General features: G+C 63.2%; 18 protein-coding genes. 8 read left to right on the top strand and 10 right to left on the bottom strand.

Translation table 11 applies throughout. The features are described 5' to 3' along the window. Nucleotides 1–26 precede the first annotated feature (26 nt). Nucleotides 27–164, bottom strand: coding sequence for a hypothetical protein (locus H0921_RS13360; protein WP_194538970.1), 138 nt, complete (start codon nucleotides 162–164; stop codon nucleotides 27–29). 40 nt (nucleotides 165–204) lie between these two features. Between H0921_RS13360 and H0921_RS13355 the strand changes: the two genes are divergently transcribed. The 6 genes from H0921_RS13355 (at nucleotide 205) to H0921_RS13330 (ending at nucleotide 8,753) form a co-directional block, all read left to right on the top strand. Beyond that, nucleotides 205–2,469, top strand: coding sequence for a protein kinase domain-containing protein (locus H0921_RS13355; RefSeq protein WP_194538968.1), 2,265 nt, complete (start codon nucleotides 205–207; stop codon nucleotides 2,467–2,469). Between the two features lie 413 nt (nucleotides 2,470–2,882). Next, complete coding sequence (locus tag H0921_RS13350) at nucleotides 2,883–4,880, top strand: hypothetical protein (RefSeq protein WP_194538966.1); 1,998 nt, start codon at nucleotides 2,883–2,885, stop codon at nucleotides 4,878–4,880. A 166-nt stretch (nucleotides 4,881–5,046) separates the two neighbouring features. Beyond that, complete coding sequence (locus tag H0921_RS13345) at nucleotides 5,047–5,877, top strand: menaquinone biosynthetic enzyme MqnA/MqnD family protein (RefSeq protein WP_194538965.1); 831 nt, start codon at nucleotides 5,047–5,049, stop codon at nucleotides 5,875–5,877. Continuing rightward, nucleotides 5,874–6,992: a cyclic dehypoxanthinyl futalosine synthase gene (gene mqnC, locus H0921_RS13340; protein WP_194538964.1), complete on the top strand. Its 1,119-nt coding sequence runs from the start codon at nucleotides 5,874–5,876 to the stop codon at nucleotides 6,990–6,992. The genes H0921_RS13345 and mqnC overlap by 4 nt, the downstream gene beginning before the upstream one ends. Before the next feature lie 181 nt (nucleotides 6,993–7,173). After that, nucleotides 7,174–8,037: a hypothetical protein gene (locus H0921_RS13335; RefSeq protein WP_194538960.1), complete on the top strand. Its 864-nt coding sequence runs from the start codon at nucleotides 7,174–7,176 to the stop codon at nucleotides 8,035–8,037. Further along, a complete protein-coding gene (locus H0921_RS13330; protein ID WP_194538958.1) occupies nucleotides 8,034–8,753 on the top strand; it encodes an ABC transporter ATP-binding protein in 720 nt (239 codons plus the stop codon). Before H0921_RS13335 ends, H0921_RS13330 begins: the two co-directional genes overlap by 4 nt. A 78-nt stretch (nucleotides 8,754–8,831) precedes the next feature. On the opposite strand, the gene H0921_RS13325 is transcribed toward H0921_RS13330, so the two are convergent. From H0921_RS13325 to H0921_RS13315, 3 genes are all read right to left on the bottom strand, one after another. Continuing rightward, the gene (locus H0921_RS13325) at nucleotides 8,832–9,512 is read right to left on the bottom strand and encodes an SDR family oxidoreductase (protein WP_194539076.1); all 681 of its coding nucleotides are present in this window, start codon (nucleotides 9,510–9,512) and stop codon (nucleotides 8,832–8,834) included. A 346-nt stretch (nucleotides 9,513–9,858) separates the two neighbouring features. Beyond that, nucleotides 9,859–10,401: a CAP domain-containing protein gene (locus H0921_RS13320; RefSeq protein ID WP_194538956.1), complete on the bottom strand. Its 543-nt coding sequence runs from the start codon at nucleotides 10,399–10,401 to the stop codon at nucleotides 9,859–9,861. A 306-nt stretch (nucleotides 10,402–10,707) separates the two neighbouring features. Further along, nucleotides 10,708–11,169, bottom strand: coding sequence for an RrF2 family transcriptional regulator (locus H0921_RS13315; protein ID WP_194538954.1), 462 nt, complete (start codon nucleotides 11,167–11,169; stop codon nucleotides 10,708–10,710). A gap of 215 nt (nucleotides 11,170–11,384) precedes the next feature. On the opposite strand from H0921_RS13315, the gene H0921_RS13310 reads away from it, so the two are divergent. Beyond that, entirely contained in the window at nucleotides 11,385–12,041 is a 657-nt protein-coding gene (locus H0921_RS13310) for a protoglobin family protein (RefSeq protein ID WP_194538952.1), read from the top strand. Here H0921_RS13310 and H0921_RS13305 read toward each other — a convergent pair. From H0921_RS13305 to H0921_RS13290, 4 genes are all read right to left on the bottom strand, one after another. Beyond that, nucleotides 11,945–12,640, bottom strand: a complete 696-nt coding sequence (locus tag H0921_RS13305) for an HAD-IA family hydrolase (protein ID WP_194538950.1) — start codon at nucleotides 12,638–12,640, stop codon at nucleotides 11,945–11,947. The genes H0921_RS13310 and H0921_RS13305 overlap by 97 nt on opposite strands. Nucleotides 12,641–12,959: 319 nt before the next feature. Further along, complete coding sequence (accC, locus tag H0921_RS13300; RefSeq protein WP_194538948.1) at nucleotides 12,960–14,324, bottom strand: acetyl-CoA carboxylase biotin carboxylase subunit; 1,365 nt, start codon at nucleotides 14,322–14,324, stop codon at nucleotides 12,960–12,962. Nucleotides 14,325–14,457: 133 nt separating this feature from the next. Then, nucleotides 14,458–15,024, bottom strand: a complete 567-nt coding sequence (accB, locus tag H0921_RS13295; protein WP_315851901.1) for an acetyl-CoA carboxylase biotin carboxyl carrier protein — start codon at nucleotides 15,022–15,024, stop codon at nucleotides 14,458–14,460. 453 nt (nucleotides 15,025–15,477) lie between these two features. Continuing rightward, complete coding sequence (locus tag H0921_RS13290; RefSeq protein ID WP_194538944.1) at nucleotides 15,478–16,650, bottom strand: M24 family metallopeptidase; 1,173 nt, start codon at nucleotides 16,648–16,650, stop codon at nucleotides 15,478–15,480. Between the two features lie 246 nt (nucleotides 16,651–16,896). On the opposite strand from H0921_RS13290, the gene H0921_RS13285 reads away from it, so the two are divergent. Continuing rightward, nucleotides 16,897–17,409 carry a PH domain-containing protein gene (locus H0921_RS13285; protein ID WP_194538942.1) on the top strand — a complete coding sequence of 171 codons (513 nt, stop codon included), beginning with the start codon at nucleotides 16,897–16,899 and terminating at the stop codon, nucleotides 17,407–17,409. A 34-nt stretch (nucleotides 17,410–17,443) separates the two neighbouring features. Here the strand turns inward: H0921_RS13285 and H0921_RS13280 are convergent, their stop codons facing one another. Together H0921_RS13280 and H0921_RS17985 are read right to left on the bottom strand one after the other, a co-directional pair. Further along, complete coding sequence (locus tag H0921_RS13280) at nucleotides 17,444–18,673, bottom strand: site-2 protease family protein (RefSeq protein ID WP_194538941.1); 1,230 nt, start codon at nucleotides 18,671–18,673, stop codon at nucleotides 17,444–17,446. Between the two features lie 57 nt (nucleotides 18,674–18,730). Next, on the bottom strand, nucleotides 18,731–19,278 hold a 548-nt coding region (locus H0921_RS17985; protein WP_228499671.1), incomplete at its 5' end, for a hypothetical protein.

The following is a 19,278-nucleotide window of genomic DNA, read 5'->3' as shown; positions in this document are numbered from 1 at the left end:
GGCTTGCCGAATATCTCCCAGGATTCTTACGCCGCCGCCTGATGCCGGACACGGGATTTCACCTCGGCGTGAAATCTGCGAGCGTTTTCGCCCCTCCCCGCACTTTCCGTCCGCTGCGCGGCTTGTTTTTCCTCCAACTGTAAGCCAAATTGTGATACGGCCATGAGTTGGTCTCCCACCGGAAGAAGTCGGAGCGCCCCCGGCATGTCGCCATACCCGGATTCGATCCTCTTCGAATCACCCGCTTCGCCCGCCACGACAGTGCACGTGGAAGGAGGAGCGCCCACCCTGCCTCAAACGCTGCTGCACTGGCTGCTCGACAAGCACATCGTCCTGCACGAGGAGTGGGAGGAGCTGCCCGAAAGCGACCGCCACCGCCTGGAACAAGCCCTGACGATCGACGAACTGCTGCACGCCTTGCACCAGCGGCATCTGATCACCCGCTTCCAGATGGAAGCCATCCGCAAAGGGAACGGGCATGAGTTGCTCCTGGGTTCCTATCGGCTGCTGGACCTGCTCGGCCACGGCGGCATGGGGACGGTCTACCGCGGGGAACACATCACGCTGCGGCGGCAAGTGGCGGTGAAGGTCATGAGCCGGGCCTCGGATGGGAACGAACGGATGGTCCACCGCTTCTACGCGGAAGCGCGGGCCGTGGCCCGGTTGCAGCATCCGAACATAGTCGCCTGTTTCGACGCCGGGCGCTGGGAGCAGCCAGGCCCCACGCCGATGTACCGCGATTACTTCGTCATGGAGTTGATCCCCGGCCAGGACCTGTACACGCTGGTACGGGAGAAAGGGCCGCTGGCGCCGCACCGCGCCTGCGATCTGTTCCGCCAGGTGGCCGAAGCCTTGGCCGAAGCCCACCGCCACGGCTTGATCCACCGCGACATCAAACCCTCCAACATCCTGGTGACGCCGGATTGGCAAGCGAAGGTGCTGGATTTCGGCCTGGCCCGCATGCCGATGCGCAACGTCACCGAACCGGGGACGCTCCTGGGCACGATCGGCTACATGGCCCCCGAGCAGGCTCGCGATCCCCGCAATGTCGATGGCCGGGCCGACCTCTTCAGCCTCGGCGCTTCGCTCTACTGGGCCTTGACCGGGGTGGAACCCTATCCGGAAACGGGGAACCCGTTGCAGGATTTGCACCGCCGCCTCACCACCTCGCCGCCGCCGGTCCACCAACTCCGCCCCGAAGTGCCGCAGGAAGTCTCCGACTTGGTCGCCCGTCTGATGCAAACCGACCCGGATCAGCGCTTCCCCTCCGCCCGCGCCGTCGCGTCCACCCTCACCGGCTTCTGCCTCTGGCTCCCCAATACTGCCGCGACCCTCTCCCGCGAGGCCGCTTCCCGCACGAGCAAACGCGAACGCATCCTGATCGTCGATGATGAAGACTCCATCCGCCTGCTCATGACCCAATTGCTCAAGGACCGCTACGAGCTGCGCGAAGCCGCCGATGCAGAATCCGCCTACGAGGAGCTGGCCCGCTTCTCGCCGGACTTGTTGATCGTCGATGTCAATCTGCCGGGCTGGAGCGGCACGGAGCTGATCGCCAAGGTCCGTTCCGCCGGCTGGGACAGCGACCGGCTCAAAGTTCTCCTCATGTCGGGCATGATGCCGGATGAAGCCCTCGGAGGCTTGTCGACCACCGGGGCGGACGACTTCCTGGCCAAGCCGTTCAAGCCGAGCGAGTTCGTCTCCCGCGTCCGCGCCTTGCTCATGCGCCGGGCGCAAAGCAGCGGCTCCGAAAGCAGCCAGCCGACCCAGCGCATCTCGAATGCCCTGACCCAACGGCAAGCGCCGGCCAAACCCGCGTCCCTTCCCGCCCTGCGGCGAGCCGCCCCTGCCGAGGCCCTCTCCCTGACCTTCTCCCGTCTGCTGGCCGAAACCAGCCTGGTGAGCGAAGGCCACTGGCGGCGCATCATCCGTTACGTCCGCGCCCTGGCCGGTGCTGTCGTCGATCAAGGCGAATACACCCGCCTCAAAGACGATGCCTACCTGGAACTGTTAGCCGCCATCGCCCCCATCTACGACATCGGCATGGTGGCCATTCCCCGCGGATTACTCATCAAGCCGGATAAACTCAGCGAAGAAGAAAGCGCCGTGGTGCAAACCCACGTCACCGTCGGCGCCGAAGTGATGCTCAGCGTCGCCGCCAAGCTGGGGAGCGAGCTGCCCTTCCTCCCCTTGGCCGCGGAAATTGTCCGCCACCACCACGAACGCTGGGATGGCAGCGGCTACCCAGATATGCTCAAAGGCCACGAAATCCCTCTCTCCGCCCGCGTGGTCAGTCTGGTGAGCGTCTACGAAGCTCTACGCAGCCGACGGCCTTACCGCCCTGCCCTCTCCCATGCTCGCGCCGTCAAGCTCCTCTCCCAAGACCTGCAAAACCACTTCGACCCCCACCTCCTGGCCGCCTTCCTTGAAGCCGCCCCGCGCTTCGAGCAAATCCACAGCGAAGGCTGAATCCTCGGCACAACGGCCTGAAGTCCCTCACCCAGGCCGAATCTTCCGCTCCCAGGCCGCACCTCCTGCCTGCCCAGGCCGAAGCGTTCCCGGCACACAGCGACGAACTGCCCCCTTAACGTCGCTGCCGCCTCATCTTCGACTCTGCCGATCCTTCGCTTCGCATCAACTACAGGCCCTCTGCAAGGACAAAGAACAGTGCCGATGATTCCATTATCGCCGATTCGAGCAATTCTTTATTCTGAGCCGCTGGCATGGGATGCGCCGGGAAGATTGAATGTGCGGCATTCTGGGCTTGAGGAAACGGCGGCAGAAAGCCTTGTGGCCTTCCTGTTCTCCGCGCATTGCGCACACTGACAGAAGAGGAGGACTCCATCGCCTGGCGCTATTCGCCGCCCTTGCGAAGGACCCGCATGCGAGGGACCACGATTATGAAGCGTTGGCTCTGCACTGCCCTTCTGACGCTTGGAGGATGGCTTCTGCCGGCACCGCTGGCTTGGGCCGGGCATCTGGGCTTGTGCCGCTATCCCAAACCCTGTTTGCTGCCGGAGCAATGCGCGCCGCCGGTCAGCGGCCTGACCGTGCATTACCAACCGATCCTGGAATACCATCAACAGGTCTGCTACCGGCCTGTGTATGAGACCCACTATCAGGTCCAGACTTGCACAATCTTGCGGCAAGTCCAGGAAACTCAACTGCTAGCTCAGAAGTATGTGGTGCAACGGCCCGTGGTGGAACATTATGATACGATCCACCAATATACCGTGCAGCGGCCTGTTTACGAGACCCAGTGGCAGCAGCAAGCCTTTACGGTGTGGAAACCGGTGACGCGGACCTTCCAGGTGGCCGTCCCCTACTCCGTCCTCCGCCCCGTCTATGAGACCCACTACCGCCAGGAAACTTATACGGTGCCGCGAACGGTGGTCCAAGACTACGTCGTCGCCATTCCTTACTCGACCTACCGCACCGTGGCGGAAACCCATTACCGCGAGCACTGCTACACTGTCCTGCGCCCCGTGGTCGAGGAGTGCCAGATTCCCGTCACCTATACTGTGCCGAAAGTTATTCAAGAGCAGCATATTGCCGCTCAGCCGTACACCGTCCAAAGACAAGTTGTAGAACCCTACACAGTCCAGGTGCCTTATACTGTTTGGAAGCCGATTCAGGAAACGCATTATCGGGAGCAACGTTCTGTACATTATCGTCCAGTGACGGAACAATACCAGGTTGCTATTCCTTACACGGTCCTAAAGCCAGTTTATGAGACGGAGACTTTTTACGTACCGGTCACCACGTATCATGATGTGATCGAGTATGTCCCTCAGACACAGATTCAGTATGTCATCGAGCCGCAGATTGTGGAACGTGTGGAGAAGGTATGCACGGGGCGTTTCGTGACGGTGTCGGAATATGTGCCGGGTCCAGTGGTCAAGCAATGTGTGCAATTGCCTGGGGAATGCGTATTTGACCCCTGCACCTGCACGACCTATTACCGCCCCGGTCCGATTGTAGAGCAGCTCGTGCAATGTCCGGGCCGTGTGGTGTGCCGCTCGATCTGGGTTCCCCATGAAGAATGTCGTGTCATCCGTGAATGTCGCCAGGTGTGCAAGCCTGTATGCGTCACTGTGCAGGTTCCTGTATGCCGCAAGGTCTGCCGGACGGAGCTGCGGCCTTGTACGCGCACCGTCTGCCGCCTGGTTCCTCAACACTGCATCCGCTATGAGACCCGTACCCGCTGTTCTCTGGTTCCTGAAGTCAAGGTGTGTTATATCCCTTACACGGTATGCCGCCTGGTTCCGGAGACGGCGGTGCGTACGGAGACGCGCTATCGCTGCTCTACGGTTTGTGAACAAAGGGTATGCTACCGGCCCTATACCGTTTGCCGGGTGGTGCCGGAGACGTGCGTCCGCCTGGTGACGCAACGGCGCTGCTCCTATGTGCCGGAGGTGCGCAAGGCGCTGGTGCCGTACACCGTCTGCAAGCTGGTCCGGGAGGATCACGTCCGCCACGAGGTGCGGCGCCGTTGCTTCACGGTGTTGGAGAGCCGCTGCCGGGTGGTCCCGTATACCGTCTGCCGCCTGGTCCAGGAAAACCATGTCCGTTATGAGACGCGTTGTACAACGGAATTGGTTCCTCAACACTGCGTGCGATATGTTCCTCGAGTGGTTTGCCGCCTGGTTTGTGAACCCCGGCAGTGTGTGGTCCGCCAGTGCCGCATCCGTATGGAATGTGAAGAACGCATCCGTTATGTTCCTGTCACAACCTGCAAAGTGGTACCGGAAAGCCACTGCCGTTTGGTGCCGGTGACGACCTGCCGCTGGGAGCCGTACACCGTGACGGTGTGCGTGCAGCGGTGCGTCCCGGTGTGCGTGCCGGTTTGTCCGCCCTGTCCTCCAGCGGGCTGCCCGTGAGAGCCGCCCCGACCGCGCTGCGACCTCAGCCCCCCTGATGCAGCAACTCCTCCCCCGGCTTGCCCGCCTTCTTCCTCGCCGAGGCGAAGCCGGGCGGTTGTGTTTTCACCGCCGCTTGCGGTTCTTATAACGAAAAGACCAAGCCTGGAATGGGGAGTGCAAGACCATGACCCGACAGGTGCGTGTAGGGGCGGTCAGCTACCTTAACGCCCGTCCGCTGATCGAGGAGCTGGACCGCTATGTCCCTCCCTGGCAGTTGATCCTGGACGTGCCAAGCCGCCTGGCCGATGCGATGGCCGCGGGGACGCTGGACATCGGTTTGATTCCCGTGGTGGAGTTTCTCCGCGCGCCGGACTACACGTTCATTCCGGGGATAGCCATCGCTTCGCGGGGTCCGGTCCTCAGCGTGACGCTTTTCAGCCGGGTCAAGTGGCCGCACATCCGCCGCGTGGCTCTGGATGAAGGGTCCCGCACCAGTGCTGTTCTGGTCCGCGTGCTTCTGCAAGAGCGCTGGGGCGTGGAGGCGGAGTATCAGCCGCTGCCTCTGCACCACACGGTGGAGGACGTGGAGGCCGACGCTGTGCTTTTGATCGGCGATCGGGCGATGCACGCCTGCCTGCCGGGGTGGCCCTACGCCTACGATCTGGGCACGGAATGGACCGACTGGACCGGCCTGCCGATGGTTTATGCCCTTTGGGCGGTGCGGCCGGAAATCCCTCTGGAGGACGTGGCCGAACCGTTCCTCCAGGCGCGGCAGCGCGGCCTCTCGCGCCTGGGACTGATCGCTCAACGGGAAGCCGCCCGGCTCCATCTGGACGCCGGCTACTGCCGCCGCTACCTGAGCCATATCATCCGCTATGACCTGGGAGCGTGGGAACTGGCCGGCCTGCGCCGCTTCGCGGAACTGACCGCCCAACTCGGCCTGACGCCGCCCCTGGAAGAACGGCGGCTGCAAACCTCCTTACCCGCCCTGGCCTTCGCCGGAGCTGCGCCATGAACGACCTCGACCGTATCCTCGGCAAAGCCGTCGATGGCTATCGCCTGACGCCGGAAGAAGGATTGGAACTGTTCCGCTGCCGCGATTTGATCCGCCTCGGCCAAGCGGCTCATGCCGTCTGCCTGCGCCTCCATCCCGAACCGTACCGCACTTACAACATCGACCGCAATATCAACTACACGAACATCTGCGCGGCGGTCTGCGACTTCTGCGCCTTCTACCGCAAGTCCCACGATGCGGATGCCTACGTCCTGCCCCGCGAGGAATTGTACCGCAAGATCGAGGAGACCATCGCTTTAGGCGGCGACCAGATCCTGCTCCAGGGCGGCATGCACCCGCAGCTCAAACTGGAGTGGTACGAGGAGCTGCTGCGGGACATCAAGGCGCGCTATCCGCAGATCAATTTGCATGCGTTCAGCCCGCCGGAGATTTGGCACTTCCACAAGATCAACAAGCTGCCGCTGCGGGAGGTGCTGGCCCGCCTGAAAGCTGCCGGTCTCGGCTCCCTGCCGGGAGGCGGTGGCGAAATCCTGGTCGATCGCGTCCGCAAAGAGCTGACCAAAGGCAAAGCCCTGACCCAGGAATGGCTGGAAGTCTGCCGGGTGTGGCACGAACTGGGCGGCAAAGGGACCTGCACCATGATGTTCGGCCACATCGAGACGGAAGCCGAGCGGATCGAACACCTCACCCGCCTGCGCGAACTGCAAGACGAGACCGGCGGCTTCACCGCCTTCATCTGCTGGACGCTCCAGCCGGGGCACAAAATGGCCCACTTCCCAGAAGTCGGCGCCTTTGAATACCTCCGCACCCAGGCCATCGCCCGCCTCTACCTCGACAACATCCCCAACATCCAATCCTCCTGGGTCACGCAGGGGGGCAAGATCGGCCAGATCGCCCTCTTCTTCGGTGCCAACGACATGGGGTCCCTCATGATCGAGGAAAACGTGGTGGCCTCCGCTGGGACGGTCTATTACCTCACGCTCGAAGAAATCCGCCGGGCGATCCGGGAAGCCGGCTGGGAACCGCGTCAGCGCAACGTCTTCTACGAACTGATCGACACCCGTCCGCCTACCCCGCCGCCGTCCCCCTCCTTTGCCTTACCCCTGGCTTCGTGAAAAGCCTCGCCGCGGCAGCCCTCCCCGTCGCTGTCCTCCCTCCGCTGCCGTCCTTCCCCGCCGCCCGCTGCTGCCGCTTCCTCCCGCCGGAGCGGCAGAACTCCGATTGCCAGAATGGCTGGCCGAGGAAACAATAGCACAAACACAGTTGGCTTGTCTCCGCATGAGGGGGAAAGCATCCATGTCCTGGGGGACTCCTTACAGTTCCGATGCGTCAGGCGATTCCGAGGCGGCCTCCGACAAGGAGTCCGCCGCTTCGATGAGTGCGGCGGAGTTGCACCAGCGGCTGGTCCACGTCCTGATGTACCGCGATCTGTGCCGGGCCGTGCAGCGGAGCGGCCGGGAAAACTTCGTCTTCGCTCTGATCATGGCCTTCTTCGCCTTCCTCTCGCAAAAGAATGGCGGCAATGACTTGATCCTGGCCATCTATGCCTTCTTCATCTTGGGGGAATTGCTAATCGCCTTCTACAAGTGGTTCTTCCCCTCGGCGGAAGGAGTGCTGTGCGACGCCCTGATTCTTCTGGCTTTCGCCTTACTCAACGGCATGATAGCGTACCTGAAATTTCAGGTGGGGTTTGGACCCGATCCGATTCTGGCCTTCCTCATCGGCTTGTTTCTGCTGAGCGCCTGGCGGCAGTGGCAGAGCTACCGCAACCTGCGCGAGCTGTTCCGCATCCGGCCCAACCGCGCGCAGTTGCGCTGGTTCGAGCGGTTCCTCCAAGACATCCGCCACGGCGATCCGCACACGGACCCGACGATTGTGGACCTGCCAACCCGCCCGCCCTGGAAGGCAGCCCTATTGGGCGACCTGGTCGTGGCAGTGGGGCGGAAAGACCGGCAAGTGGCCCTGTCCCACTACGGCGACTTCCTGCTCTTCCCTGTTGAGGATAACAGCGGCGAAAAGCACGACTGGGTGCAGTTGTACCTGAACGGCGAGATGTCTCCCCCCTTTCCGATCGAGCCGGCGAGTTGGGACAATTACCGCCGTTGGCAGCGGGAACGGGAGGCGGCAGCTAAGCGTGGGGAAGGCGGGGAACAGGAATGATCGAAGTCCAGGGCTTGACGAAGTGGTTTCGCGGCAGCAGCAAAGCTGCGGTGGAGAACCTGCACTTCACGGTCCAACCGGGGGAAGTGTTCGGGCTGCTCGGCCCCAATGGGGCGGGTAAGACGACCACCTTGCGGATGCTCTGCACGGTGTTGCGGCCCAGCCGCGGCCTAGCGCGTGTCGCCGGCTTCGACGTGGTGGAACAAGCCGCCGAGGTCCGCCGCCACATCGGCTTCCTCTCCGCCAACACCGGCATTTACGAACGCATGACCGCCTGGGAAATGGTGGAATACTACGGCCAGCTTTACCAAATACCGCCCCAACGCCTCCGCAGCCGCATGGAGGAACTGTTCGCTACCTTGCAGATGAACGACTTCCGCCACCGCCGCGGCGGGGAAATGAGCACCGGCATGAAGCAAAAAGTCTCGATCGCCCGCGCCCTGGTCCATGACCCCCCGGTGCTCATCTTCGATGAACCGACCGTCGGCCTCGATGTCCTGGTCCAGCGCGCCGTGCTCCAGACGATCCAACAACTCCGCGGCCAGGGCAAAACCATCCTCTTCTCCACCCACATCCTCCGCGAGGTGGAAAAACTCTGCGACCGGGTCGCGATCATGTCCCGCGGCCAGATCGTCGCCTGTGGCACCCTCCGCGACTTGCAGGAATACTACCGTCAGAACGACCTGGAAGAGCTGTTCTTTTCCCTGGTCTCCTGATCCTTCTCCGCTTCGGAGTTTCGCCTCCGCGGGGCCGCGATTCAAGAGAGGTTCGGCTTCAGGATGAGCGGCGCTTGATCACGGCACAGTTAGGGACTTGCCGTTGTCATCGGCAGACAATTGCAGGAGGAAGGGAGCGGCGCGTTTGGCCCAGGCTTCGGCCTTGGGATAGCGGCCGGCGTTGGCACCCCAGATCGAGCGCAGCATGTCCGTGTCGATGATGCCAGGATTGAGGGGGATGGCCGCCATGCCGCGGGGCAGTTCCTGAGCCAGGGCCAGCGTGAGTCCTTCCACGGCATACTTGGTGGCGCAGTAGGTGGCGACGCGCGGCGCAGTGCTGCGGCCCCAGGTACTGGACAGATTGACGATAACACCGCGGCGCCGTTCCACCATCGCGGGCAAAAACGCTTGCAAGACATAGAACATGCCGGCCACGTTGACCGCAAACGAGCGGCGGAACTCCTCGGCAGGCAACTGCCAGAGCGGAGCGGGGCGGGCCATCACGGCGGCGTTGTTGATCAGCAGGTCCGGCGGGCCGAGGCGGGCGAGGACATCTCCGGCCCAGCGGCGCACCGCGGCTTCTTCCTGCACATCCACCGCGGCCAAGAGATGGGGCGTGCCGTAACGCTCCTGCAACTCCGCGATCCGCCCCGCATCCCGCCCGCAGCCGGCGACTACATGGCCCCCGGCGATAAACTCCTCCGCCAGCGCCCGGCCCAAACCCCGCGTCACACCCGTGATGACAATGACACGTCCCATGTCGCTTGACCCTTCTCCGTTTGACGGGGGAGGTGCCGCTCCCTGCCTGCTGACAGCTTTTTCTCGACCAGCAGCATCCGGCGGCAGCTTGCGGCTATCGCCCGGCACCCTGCGGCCGTCGCCAGGGCCATTCCCCGCCCCCGCTTTCGACCCCATTGTAGTCCCACCGCCATCCCTGCGGCCAACCCCGCCCCTGTCGAGCCGAAACCCTTCCCTTCCACCCGATCCAGCCCTCTTGACAAGGGAAGGAAGGCGAACAGCCGGGGGAAGCGGAACGGGGGGCAGTGCGTTGACAGCAGGCAGACCCAGCGGCGGACCAAAAACGCCGGTGCGAAAAACCCCGCCTTCAGCGGGCCGAGGTGCCGAAGACTTGGACCCAGTAACGCTCGCCGCGCTCGTTGGTCGCCACAGCCAGCCCGACTTCCTCACCAGGTCCGAGCAGATTGGCCCGATGGCCCGGCGAAGCCAGCCAGCAGCGCAGGGCAGCCAACGGCGTCGCCGGATTCCACGCGATGTTCTCGCTCAGATGCCGATAGGTATAGCCGACTTCGCTGACCCGATCCGCAAAGGTCTTGCCATCGAGCGTGTGGGACAACCGGCCTTGGCGAGCCATGTTCTGCGCATGCCGCCGGGCCGCCAGCATCAACAGGGGATGGGGACGCAAAGGCCGCAAACCGCACCGCTGCCGCTCGGCGTTCGTCAGCTCCAGCAACTGCTGCTCCTCCTCCGTCAGTTGTACCTCCTCCTCGCTGCGCTCCGACTTCTCGGCCCCGTTCCCCTCCGCCGCCTGCACCGCCGCCGCTCCCCCCAGCCACCATCCCGCCGCTAGACCGGCCAGCACCACCAGCTTCCCCAGCCTCGCCATCACGGCCAGCTTTCCCATGCTCATGGCTGCTTCCTCCTGGGTGGACATCCTTTTCCTGACTTCGCGTGTCACGGAAAGCCAAAAACGGAAATGCAATTGTACAAAACTAGACGAAAATGGAAAGTCATCACATGGAGAAAAGTCCAAAAATGAGCGACAAATGAGAGACTCACCCCAAAATGGGTAGCAGAAGAGGAAATGTGAGAACAACGGGGAAAACGAGAGAAAATGAAGGAACAGAGAGGAGCACAGAAGCCGCTCAAAGCAGGCGGCGGAAACGGCCCACAGGCCGAATAGGCCGGTCCGGGAGAGCGAGGACGTTGGAACCGATCAGGTCGGGCGTTTGAGGAGTTGGAGTTTGACCGGGCGAGGGGTTTCGCACAGCGGCATGTTGGCGCCGGGTTCGGAGAGAATTTCCGCCAAGGTGGTGCGGGCGAATTGTTCCTCGACGACGGCCAAAACCGCATCGATCCGCCGGTGAAGCGGGCACAGCCGGCTGCCGTGGGTGGCTATCCCCAACGGACAGGTGCGGATGCGCTGGAGCGGCTCCACGGCGTTGACCACCTCCAGCAGGGTCAATTCCTGCGGCGATTTCGCCAGGGCCACGCCCCCTCCCACCCCACGCTGCGTCGTGACAATCCCCTTCTTGGCCAGCCCCTGCAAAATCTTGGCTAAATAGGCCCGCTTGACCAGCGTCGCCTGATGAATCTGCTCCGTCGTGCGGGCTTCCGGTGCTTCGTAGGCCAGATACACCACCGCCCGCAAAGCATACTCCGCCGTCTGAGACAACATCGACCGGCCTCCCCACTTTTTTTTCGGATTTCTACCACCTGCCCCTTGACTTTCCATTATACGACGCTACACTCCCACTAAAGAGGATAAAATACTCCTATATCCTCTTTCCCTCCACTTTGGCCCGCCGCACCTGGAAATCCCGCCTGCGGTTCGGGTCCCCGCCTGGAGTTGTTCTGGTCCCACCTGCACCTTCCGAGAAAGGAGTGACAGCCATGCGACAGATCGACGAAGCCCGCCTGGAACGGGACTTGGGGTACCGTTATCGTTATCTGGCCGACTTTATCGGTTTTGGTCCAGACGATGAGGCGGCTTTGCATGAGGCGGCGGCGTCTTTGGCTCCGCTGGTTCCGGTACTCGTCGATGCCGTGTATGACAAGCTGATCCAGCAGGACGCCACTTGGCGGCATTTTCTGCCCCGGCAGCACGGCTATGAAGGCCCCACGCCCCCGTCTCTCGCCGAGCTGACGATGGACCACCCCCAGATTCGCTATCGCAAGCAGCACCTGGCCCGCTATCTCAGCGCCCTGGTCACGCGTCCTTACGACGGCAAGATGGTGGAATACCTGGACATGGTGGGGAAGATTCACACGCGGCAGGCGGGAAATCCGAACATTCACGTGCCGCAGGTCCAGATGAACGCCCTGATGGGATTCGTGGCGGATGCCGTGACGGCGGCGATTTTCGGCCTGGGTTTGGGAAAGGCGGCGGAGCAGCGGCTGGTGCGGGCCTTCCAGAAACTGCTCTGGATTCAAAATGATCTGATCCACCGGCATTACGCCGCGGGAGAGGGAAGCCGAGCGGCACCGGGGGAAACACCAGGGGCGCGCTCCGCGCTCGCCGGCACGGCCGCAAGTACGTCCCACAACTGATGGGGATGCGTCAGGAGGAAGTCCGGCTGGGCGGCCCGCAGCACTGGCAGAGCATGGAACCCCCAGCTCACCGCCGCGATGGCGACGCCGGCCTTCCGCGCCGCGGTGATGTCCCGCACTTCATCCCCTAGATAGAGAATGCGCTCACGGGGCACGTCCAGGCGGCGGACAAGCCGTCTCAAGGCGGAACCCTTGCGAAACAGGCGCGGGCAGGAGGCGATGAACTCAAACGCCTCTTCCTGGCCGTTGGCCCGCAATGTGGCCCGAATGTTCGCCTCGCTGTTGGACGAGAGGATGCCGAAGCGCAAGCCTGCCTCGCGCAGGGGGGGTAACATCTCCGCCACCGGGGGATACAGGCGCAATTGGGAGGCGTAGGCCGCCGCCTCCGCATGAAAGTAACGCACCAGCCGGGGCAGACGCCACCAGGAGATGCCATGCTGCCGCATAAACTGCCGGGCCGACAGATGCCGCACCGCCTCCACGTCCGTCACCGGACGGTACCCCCACACGGCCGAGGAGCGGTTGAACAACTCCAGCGCCAGCGCTAACGAATCCGCCAGCGTGCCATCAAAATCCCAGATCAGCAGGGAAAAGCGCATCGTTGTTTCTCCGGCGGCTTTATTCCATCCTACAACGGTCTGATAGCTTTCTGCGAGAGCAAGACGGGCGGAGCGCCGAGAATCCATCCAAGTCTCACGGCCTCTTCACACCTTCCGGCGGCGGAAGCCCCAGAAGGGACATTTTCCGTGGAGCAAACGTGAAGGAATCCAGAAGGGACATTTTCCGTGGAGCAAACGTGAAGGAATGGAGAAGCGTGTTCCTCTCCCGCTCGGAGGGAAGCTTAATCCCATGACGGCTAAGCCCCATCCCGGGGCGGGACACACCGGGACCCTGCCGGCCAAACCTAAAGCCGGCGGACTAGGCGGAGGCGGAGCGGCGCGGGCGGAGGATTTCCTGCTCGATGAGGGTGGTATAGACGCGCCCTTCGAGGAAGGCGGGATGCTCGAAGATTTGCCGGTGCAAGGGGATGGTGGTGTGGATGCCTTCGACGATGAACTCACGTAAGGCCCGGCGCATGACGGCGCAGGCTTCGGCCCGCGTCGGCTGATAGACGAGGAGTTTGGCGACCATAGAGTCGTAATTCGGGGGAACGCGGTAGCCGGTGACCACGTGGGTGTCGAGGCGTACGCCAGGTCCGCCAGGGGGCCGCCAGACGGTGACCGTACCCGGACTGGGCCGGAAGTCCTGTTCCGGGTTCTCGGCGTTGATCCGCGCCTCGATGGCGCAGCCGCGCTGGACAATGTCCGCCTGCTGGTAGCGCAGCTTCTCCCCGGCGGCAATGCGAATCTGCTCCCGGATCAGGTCCACGCCGGTGACTAGCTCCGTGACCGGATGCTCCACCTGGATCCGGGCGTTGACCTCGATGAAGTAAAAATTGTACTGCTGATCGACGAGGAACTCGCAGGTGCCCGCGGAGTAGTAGCCGGCGGCCTTGGCCAGGCGCACCGCCGCTTCGCAAATCGCTTGCCGGACGCTGTCAGGCAAGTGGGGCGCGGGGGATTCTTCCACCAGTTTTTGGTGCCGCCGCTGGAGGGAGCAATCGCGCTCGAAGAGGTGGATGACGTTGCCGTACTGGTCGCCGAGGATTTGCACTTCGACGTGGCGGGGACGTTCCAGATATTTTTCGATGAAGACGCTGCCATCCTTGAAGGCGGCCTCAGCCTCGGCGCGGGCCTGATGGAGCAGGGGCAGCAAGGCGGCTTCCTCCCGGACCAGGCGCATCCCTTTGCCGCCGCCGCCCGCCGCCGCTTTGATCAACACCGGGTATCCTGCCGCACGCGCCACCCGCAGCGCTTCCTCATCCGAGGTGACGATCCCGTCGCTGCCCGGCACCGTGGGCACCCGCGCCGCTCGGGCCAGTTCCTTGGCCTTGTCCTTGTTCCCCAACTTCTCCATCGCGGAGACCGGCGGACCGATGAACTCGATCCCGGACTCCCGACACTGCTCCGCAAACTTGCTGTTCTCGGACAGAAAGCCGTAGCCCGGATGAATCGCCTGCGCCCCGGCCACTTCCGCCGCTGCGATGATCCGCGGAATCTTCAAATAACTCTCCGGCGCCGGACCCGGACCAATGCAAATCGCCTGATCCGCCAGCTCCAAATACGGCGCTCCCCGATCCGCCTCCGAATACACCACCGCCACCTGAATCCCCAGATCGCGGCAGGCCCGGATCACCCGCAGGGCGATCTCCCCTCGATTCGCGACCAGTATCTTCTGGAACATGGGCAAGGACCTGTGCTCCTCTGCTGCGACTTGCTCTGGCGTCCGCTCCCTTCAGCCGCCCGCCGGACCTGGACCGGCTCGGCCTCTGCCCCCCCTTACCGAACCAGGCGGTTTGCCGCCGCTTGGCCGTCTCTCAATCCAGCTCCACCCGGAAGAGCACCTGATTGTATTCCACAAAGTCGCCGTTGTTCACGCACACCTCCACGATGGTCCCGCTGCAATCGGCCGTGATCTCGTTGAACAGCTTCATCGCTTCGATCTGGCAGACGACGGTATTTGGCGACACCCGCGAGCCAACGGTGACGTAGTCGGGTTTGTCCGGCTTGGGTTTGGAGTAGAAGGTGCCGACCATGGGGGAACGGATTTCGTGGATTTTGCGGCTCGTCGCCGGGGGAGCAGGCGGGGAAGCAGGAGCCGAAGCCGGGGGATCGGCGACCGCCGCGGGCGGATTCGAGGCGGCGGGCCGATACTCCGCAGACAGGGCCGCCGTCGGAGCGGAAACGAGAGCGGGAGGAAGGAGAGGAGCAGCATACGGTGCCGCCGAAGCGGGCGCCGGACCTTTCCGCAAACGGATGCGCTGGTCCCCTTCCCGCAGGTCCACTTCGCTCAGATCATGCTCGCTCATCAGCTTGAGCAGATATTCCACCGTCCGCACATCGAACGGCCGGGGCGATTCGTGTTTGTCATTACTTTCCGCCACAGTCTCGTCCTCACACATCCGCTCAGAGGAGGCCTTCCGCTGCCAGAGGCCGCCCGCCGGTCTCGGCTAGCGCGGCTGTGTCGGGCAGACACCACCGGCTCTGCCACGGGCGGCTCAACCGCTGTCCTCCGCTGCCAGCCCGCCGGTGCACATGGGCAGCACCTGGACCGTCGCGGAGGCGCGGCGCCTGACCCTCACTTCGGCATTCCCGTTAGGGGCATTAGTGTAGTGATCGGAACCCTCGGCGGCAGCGGTGGTCGAACCCGCCTGGCCCCGCCCACCGGCCGCAGAACACGGCACCACTGGACCGTGCATGGCAGCGGGGAAGGTCCAAGCGGCTGAATCCAGCCAAAACAGGTCCCCGAGGCTCCTGCCCGCCACGGAAAGGTTTGGACAGGGCGCCGGGCAACCCGCACGCGATCGCTCCGGTTCGCTCAGGACGGAGGGGAGCTATCACTCGACGGCTTCTTCCGTCTCCTGTTCCACGCCGGCGGGCAACTGCCGGGCCACGGAAGACAGCAAGGTGCAACCGTTGTGGGTGACCAGGACGTTATCTTCGATCCGCACGCCGCCCCAGCCGGGGATGTACAGCGCCGGTTCGATGCTGATGACCATGCCGGAATCGAGGACGTCGTTGGAGTTGGCGCGAATGCGGGGCGCTTCGTGGAGTTCCAGGCCGATGCCGTGGCCCAGTCCGTGGGTGAAGAAGTCGCTGAGTTTGACATCCTTGGGGCCGCGCCGCAGCTTGGCCGAGTCGAAAACCTTGCGCACGGCGGCGTCCACATCCTTGGCCTTCACCCCCGGCTTGATCATCGCCAGGGCCGCATTCTGGGCCGATAGCACGATGTTGTACACCTCCTCGAAGTTCACCCCCACCCGCTCGTACTTGTTCTTGCGCATCGGCATCGTGGTAAACGGACTGCGGATCGTCCGCGTCAGATCGCACTTGTAGATCAGGTCCACGCCCCAGTCGATGACCAGCTTGCTCCCTTCGCCCAACTGCTTGTTGGTCGGCGGAGCATGGGGCAGCGCGCCGCGCTCGCCCACGGCGACGATCGGCTGGAAGGCCGGCGCTCGACCCCCCGCCCGGCGGATGTACCCGTCCAGGGCATCCACCATCTCCTTCTCCGTGTCCGTCTCCCGCAGCGTGGCCGTGAACATCTGGAAGGCCCGCTCCGCGATCCGCACCGCCGCCCGGATCTGCTCCACCTCGGACGGGTCCTTGATCAGCCGCATCGACTCCACCTCGCCGTTGATCGGCACGAAAGTGATCCGCGGCGATAAACTCTTGAGCTGCTCCAACTCCCCGACCGTGATCCGATTCCCTTCTACCGCGACATTCTTGGCCCCGCTCTTGTTGAGCACTTCCGCCGCCGCTTCCAATGTCGTCTTGTCATGACCGCGGATGATGACTTCCAGCTCCGTGCACTCCTCGCGGATTTGCTCCTCGTAGCGCGCGTCGCTGACAATGTAATTGTGCCGGTGCGTGGCGATGTAATAACTCGAATCGCCCGTAAAACCCGTCAAATACGTGACGTTCGGCACGGCCGTGACTAAAAACGCATCGACCCCGTGCTTCTTCAAACTTTGCGTCAATGTCTGACGGCGCTGTTGAATGTAGTTCATGGCATCACCACCTCTGGAAAGAGACAGGGAAAGGTAACATACACACTTGCCGCTCGCTTCCTGACAAGTCTATTCCAATTATATTCCTGAGAGAAGAGGCTTGCCACAAAAAACTTGATAAGTTCGGTTGTTTTTACAGGACTCGGTTCTCTGGATTCGCAATCCTCTGGCATCCCACTGACAAATAATATCGAGAGAATAGAAGAGACGCTTTCGGTCGATTGTACGTTCTGGGAGAATGAATCGATGGCCGATTCTTCCGATCCGGCGCATCGGGACCTGGCCTGGTATGGCTACGATCCGCGGGCGTTGGCGGTGCTTGTGGCGGGGACGGCGATCCTCTCCTGGGGCGTCTGGCTGGGCCGGTGGTACTTTGAAGACCTCTCCGGCTTGGCGGATCGCATGGGGGCGCTGGCCGTCTTCCTCCTGGCCTGGGCCGTCTGGCCGATCTTAGCGGCCCTCTTCTTCTACCGCACCGTCACCTATACCTACCGCTTGACAGATCGGGCTTTACTGGTCGATTTTGGCTTTTGGCATCCGTATCAGCCGCCGCTGCCGCTGGACGAGATTCGCCAGGTGACAATCCGCCGGGGGGTATTCGGACGCTGCCTGGGAATTGGCACCATCGAGATTCAGGCGGCCAATCGTCGCTTGATCTTGCCCGGCGTGCGCCAGCCAGAGGCATTCGTGCGGCGCTTGGAACACCTGCGCCATCGGGACCGTTCCGTCAGAATCGGCGAGGGAAAAAGCGGCGCCTGAGCAAAGCGACAGCCGCCCAGGAACTGCCGCGGCCCTACTCCTCGGCCCTGGAGACAGCCCACTCCCGCGGAGCGATCAATCCGGCCCGGATTTCCATGTAGTTCATCAGATCGCGCCGGCAGACCAAACCCACGAGATGGCCGTTTTCCAGGACGGGCAGGCGGCTTTGGCCGCTTTCCGCCAGTTTGTGCAAGGCGCGGATCGCCGGTTCATCCAGGCGCACGGCCGGCACGCGCTCCCCCCGCGCAGCCAGTTCCCCCACGGTCGTTTGCTCCCACTGGGCCGGCTCGACTTGCTGGACATCCGCCAGATTGAGCATGCCGACAAAGCGGCCATCCGCCTGGACCACCGGATAAGCTTTGTAGGGCCGCCGCAGGAAGAACAGCTCCACCGCTTCGCGCACGGTCAAACCCGCCGGCATGACGATCGGGTCCCGACAGAGAATGTCCACCACCCGCACCCCGCGGAGCAACTGCTGCATCTGGGCATAGGCCACGCTGGAGGTCGCCGCATTCTGCAAAAACATCCCCAGGAAGAAAAACCACAGTCCCGCCAGGAAATGCCCCAGCATCGCCAGGAAAAATCCGCCCACAAACAGCAGCCAGGAAAAACCGATCCCCACCATCGCTGCCAGGCGGGTACTGCCGAGATAATCCCCGCTCACGAGCCACACCACGCCGCGCAGCACACGCCCTCCATCGAGCGGAAACGCCGGAATCAGGTTGAACAGCACCAGGACGGTGTTGATCATGGCCAGGTAATAGAACAGGGCGGCCACGGCACTAACCCAGCGCGAGCCGCCGAGCAATTGCCAGCCGCTGCCGTCTTCCAGCGCCACGAAGGTCAACCCGCTGCCGAGCACCACCAGACTGACGGCGAAGGAAAACACGAGGATCAGCAGCACGCTCACCGCCGGCCCGGCCACGGCGATGACAATCTCGTGGATCGGCCGGCGCGGCTCGCCCCCCAGTTCCGCCACGCCCCCGAAAATGAACAGCCGAATGCCCCGCGTGGCAATCCCGTAAAATCGGGCCGCCAGCGCATGCCCTAGCTCATGCAGCAGCACCGACACAAATAACCCCAACGCCGCCGCCACACCCCACATCCAAAACCACCCCCGGCCCGCTTCCCCGTGCTCCGGCAGCATCTGCGGGAAGTAATGGTCCGCCAGCGTCCAAGCAATCAGCAACACCGCCACAAACCAACTCCAGTGCACCCGAAACGGTATCCCCAGCACCCGGCCCAAATAAATGTCCCCTTGCATCGTTCGCGGCTCCCTTGACCATCGTTGGGATCACTTCACTGCCACCGGCAGCCTTCGTCATTTTTGTACCAACTCTTCCCCCCGACGGGACCGCTCCGGTTGGGACCGCCCCGCTGCTCCCCAGTAACGCCATCTTCGATCCTCGATGACGGATAAGACTTGTACCAACTCTTCCCCCCGACGGGACCGCTCCGGTTGGGACCGCCCTGCTGCTCCCCAGTAACGCCATCTTCGATCCTCGATGACGGATAAGACTTGTACCAACTCTTCCCCCCGACGGGACCGCTCCGGTTGGGACCGCCCCCATACTCCCCAGTAACGCCATCTTCGATCCTCGATGACGGATAAGAACGGACAAGGACAGAGGCGCCCGACAATGTGAGGACACAAACCAGCCGCGCCTCGATTATCTCCCCTTCTCCCGCAGCGTCCCCCCTTCCCCCACCTCTTCCTCCCCTTCTCCCACAGCGTCCCCCCTTCCCCCACCTCTTCCTCCCCTTCTCCCACAGCGTGGGAGAAGGGGCCGGGGGATGAGGGCACCACCCCAGCGTGGGAGAAGGGGTCGGGGGATGAGGGCACCGCCCCAGCGTGGGAGAAGGGGTCGG

The sequence above is a fragment of the Thermogemmata fonticola genome (assembly GCF_013694095.1).
In the GTDB taxonomy this organism is placed as follows: Bacteria; Planctomycetota; Planctomycetia; order Gemmatales; family Gemmataceae; genus Thermogemmata; species Thermogemmata fonticola.
This window is presented reverse-complemented; position numbering and strand designations above follow the sequence as displayed.

Excerpts from the sequence above, each read along its gene's own strand:
- H0921_RS13315 (WP_194538954.1), bottom strand. The coding sequence starts at position 11,169 with ATGTTGTCTCAGACGGCGGAGTATGCTTTGCGGGCGGTGGTGTATCTG.
- H0921_RS13285 (WP_194538942.1), top strand. The coding sequence starts at position 16,897 with ATGGCCGATTCTTCCGATCCGGCGCATCGGGACCTGGCCTGGTATGGC.
- H0921_RS13330 (WP_194538958.1), top strand. The coding sequence starts at position 8,034 with ATGATCGAAGTCCAGGGCTTGACGAAGTGGTTTCGCGGCAGCAGCAAA.
- mqnC (WP_194538964.1), top strand. The coding sequence starts at position 5,874 with ATGAACGACCTCGACCGTATCCTCGGCAAAGCCGTCGATGGCTATCGC.
- accC (WP_194538948.1), bottom strand. The coding sequence starts at position 14,324 with ATGTTCCAGAAGATACTGGTCGCGAATCGAGGGGAGATCGCCCTGCGG.
- H0921_RS13325 (WP_194539076.1), bottom strand. The coding sequence starts at position 9,512 with ATGGGACGTGTCATTGTCATCACGGGTGTGACGCGGGGTTTGGGCCGG.
- H0921_RS13290 (WP_194538944.1), bottom strand. The coding sequence starts at position 16,650 with ATGAACTACATTCAACAGCGCCGTCAGACATTGACGCAAAGTTTGAAG.
- H0921_RS13355 (WP_194538968.1), top strand. The coding sequence starts at position 205 with ATGTCGCCATACCCGGATTCGATCCTCTTCGAATCACCCGCTTCGCCC.
- H0921_RS13335 (WP_194538960.1), top strand. The coding sequence starts at position 7,174 with ATGTCCTGGGGGACTCCTTACAGTTCCGATGCGTCAGGCGATTCCGAG.
- H0921_RS13320 (WP_194538956.1), bottom strand. The coding sequence starts at position 10,401 with ATGAGCATGGGAAAGCTGGCCGTGATGGCGAGGCTGGGGAAGCTGGTG.
- H0921_RS13345 (WP_194538965.1), top strand. The coding sequence starts at position 5,047 with ATGACCCGACAGGTGCGTGTAGGGGCGGTCAGCTACCTTAACGCCCGT.
- H0921_RS13305 (WP_194538950.1), bottom strand. The coding sequence starts at position 12,640 with ATGCGCTTTTCCCTGCTGATCTGGGATTTTGATGGCACGCTGGCGGAT.
- H0921_RS13280 (WP_194538941.1), bottom strand. The coding sequence starts at position 18,673 with ATGCAAGGGGACATTTATTTGGGCCGGGTGCTGGGGATACCGTTTCGG.
- H0921_RS13360 (WP_194538970.1), bottom strand. The coding sequence starts at position 164 with ATGGCCGTATCACAATTTGGCTTACAGTTGGAGGAAAAACAAGCCGCG.
- H0921_RS13350 (WP_194538966.1), top strand. The coding sequence starts at position 2,883 with ATGCGAGGGACCACGATTATGAAGCGTTGGCTCTGCACTGCCCTTCTG.
- H0921_RS13310 (WP_194538952.1), top strand. The coding sequence starts at position 11,385 with ATGCGACAGATCGACGAAGCCCGCCTGGAACGGGACTTGGGGTACCGT.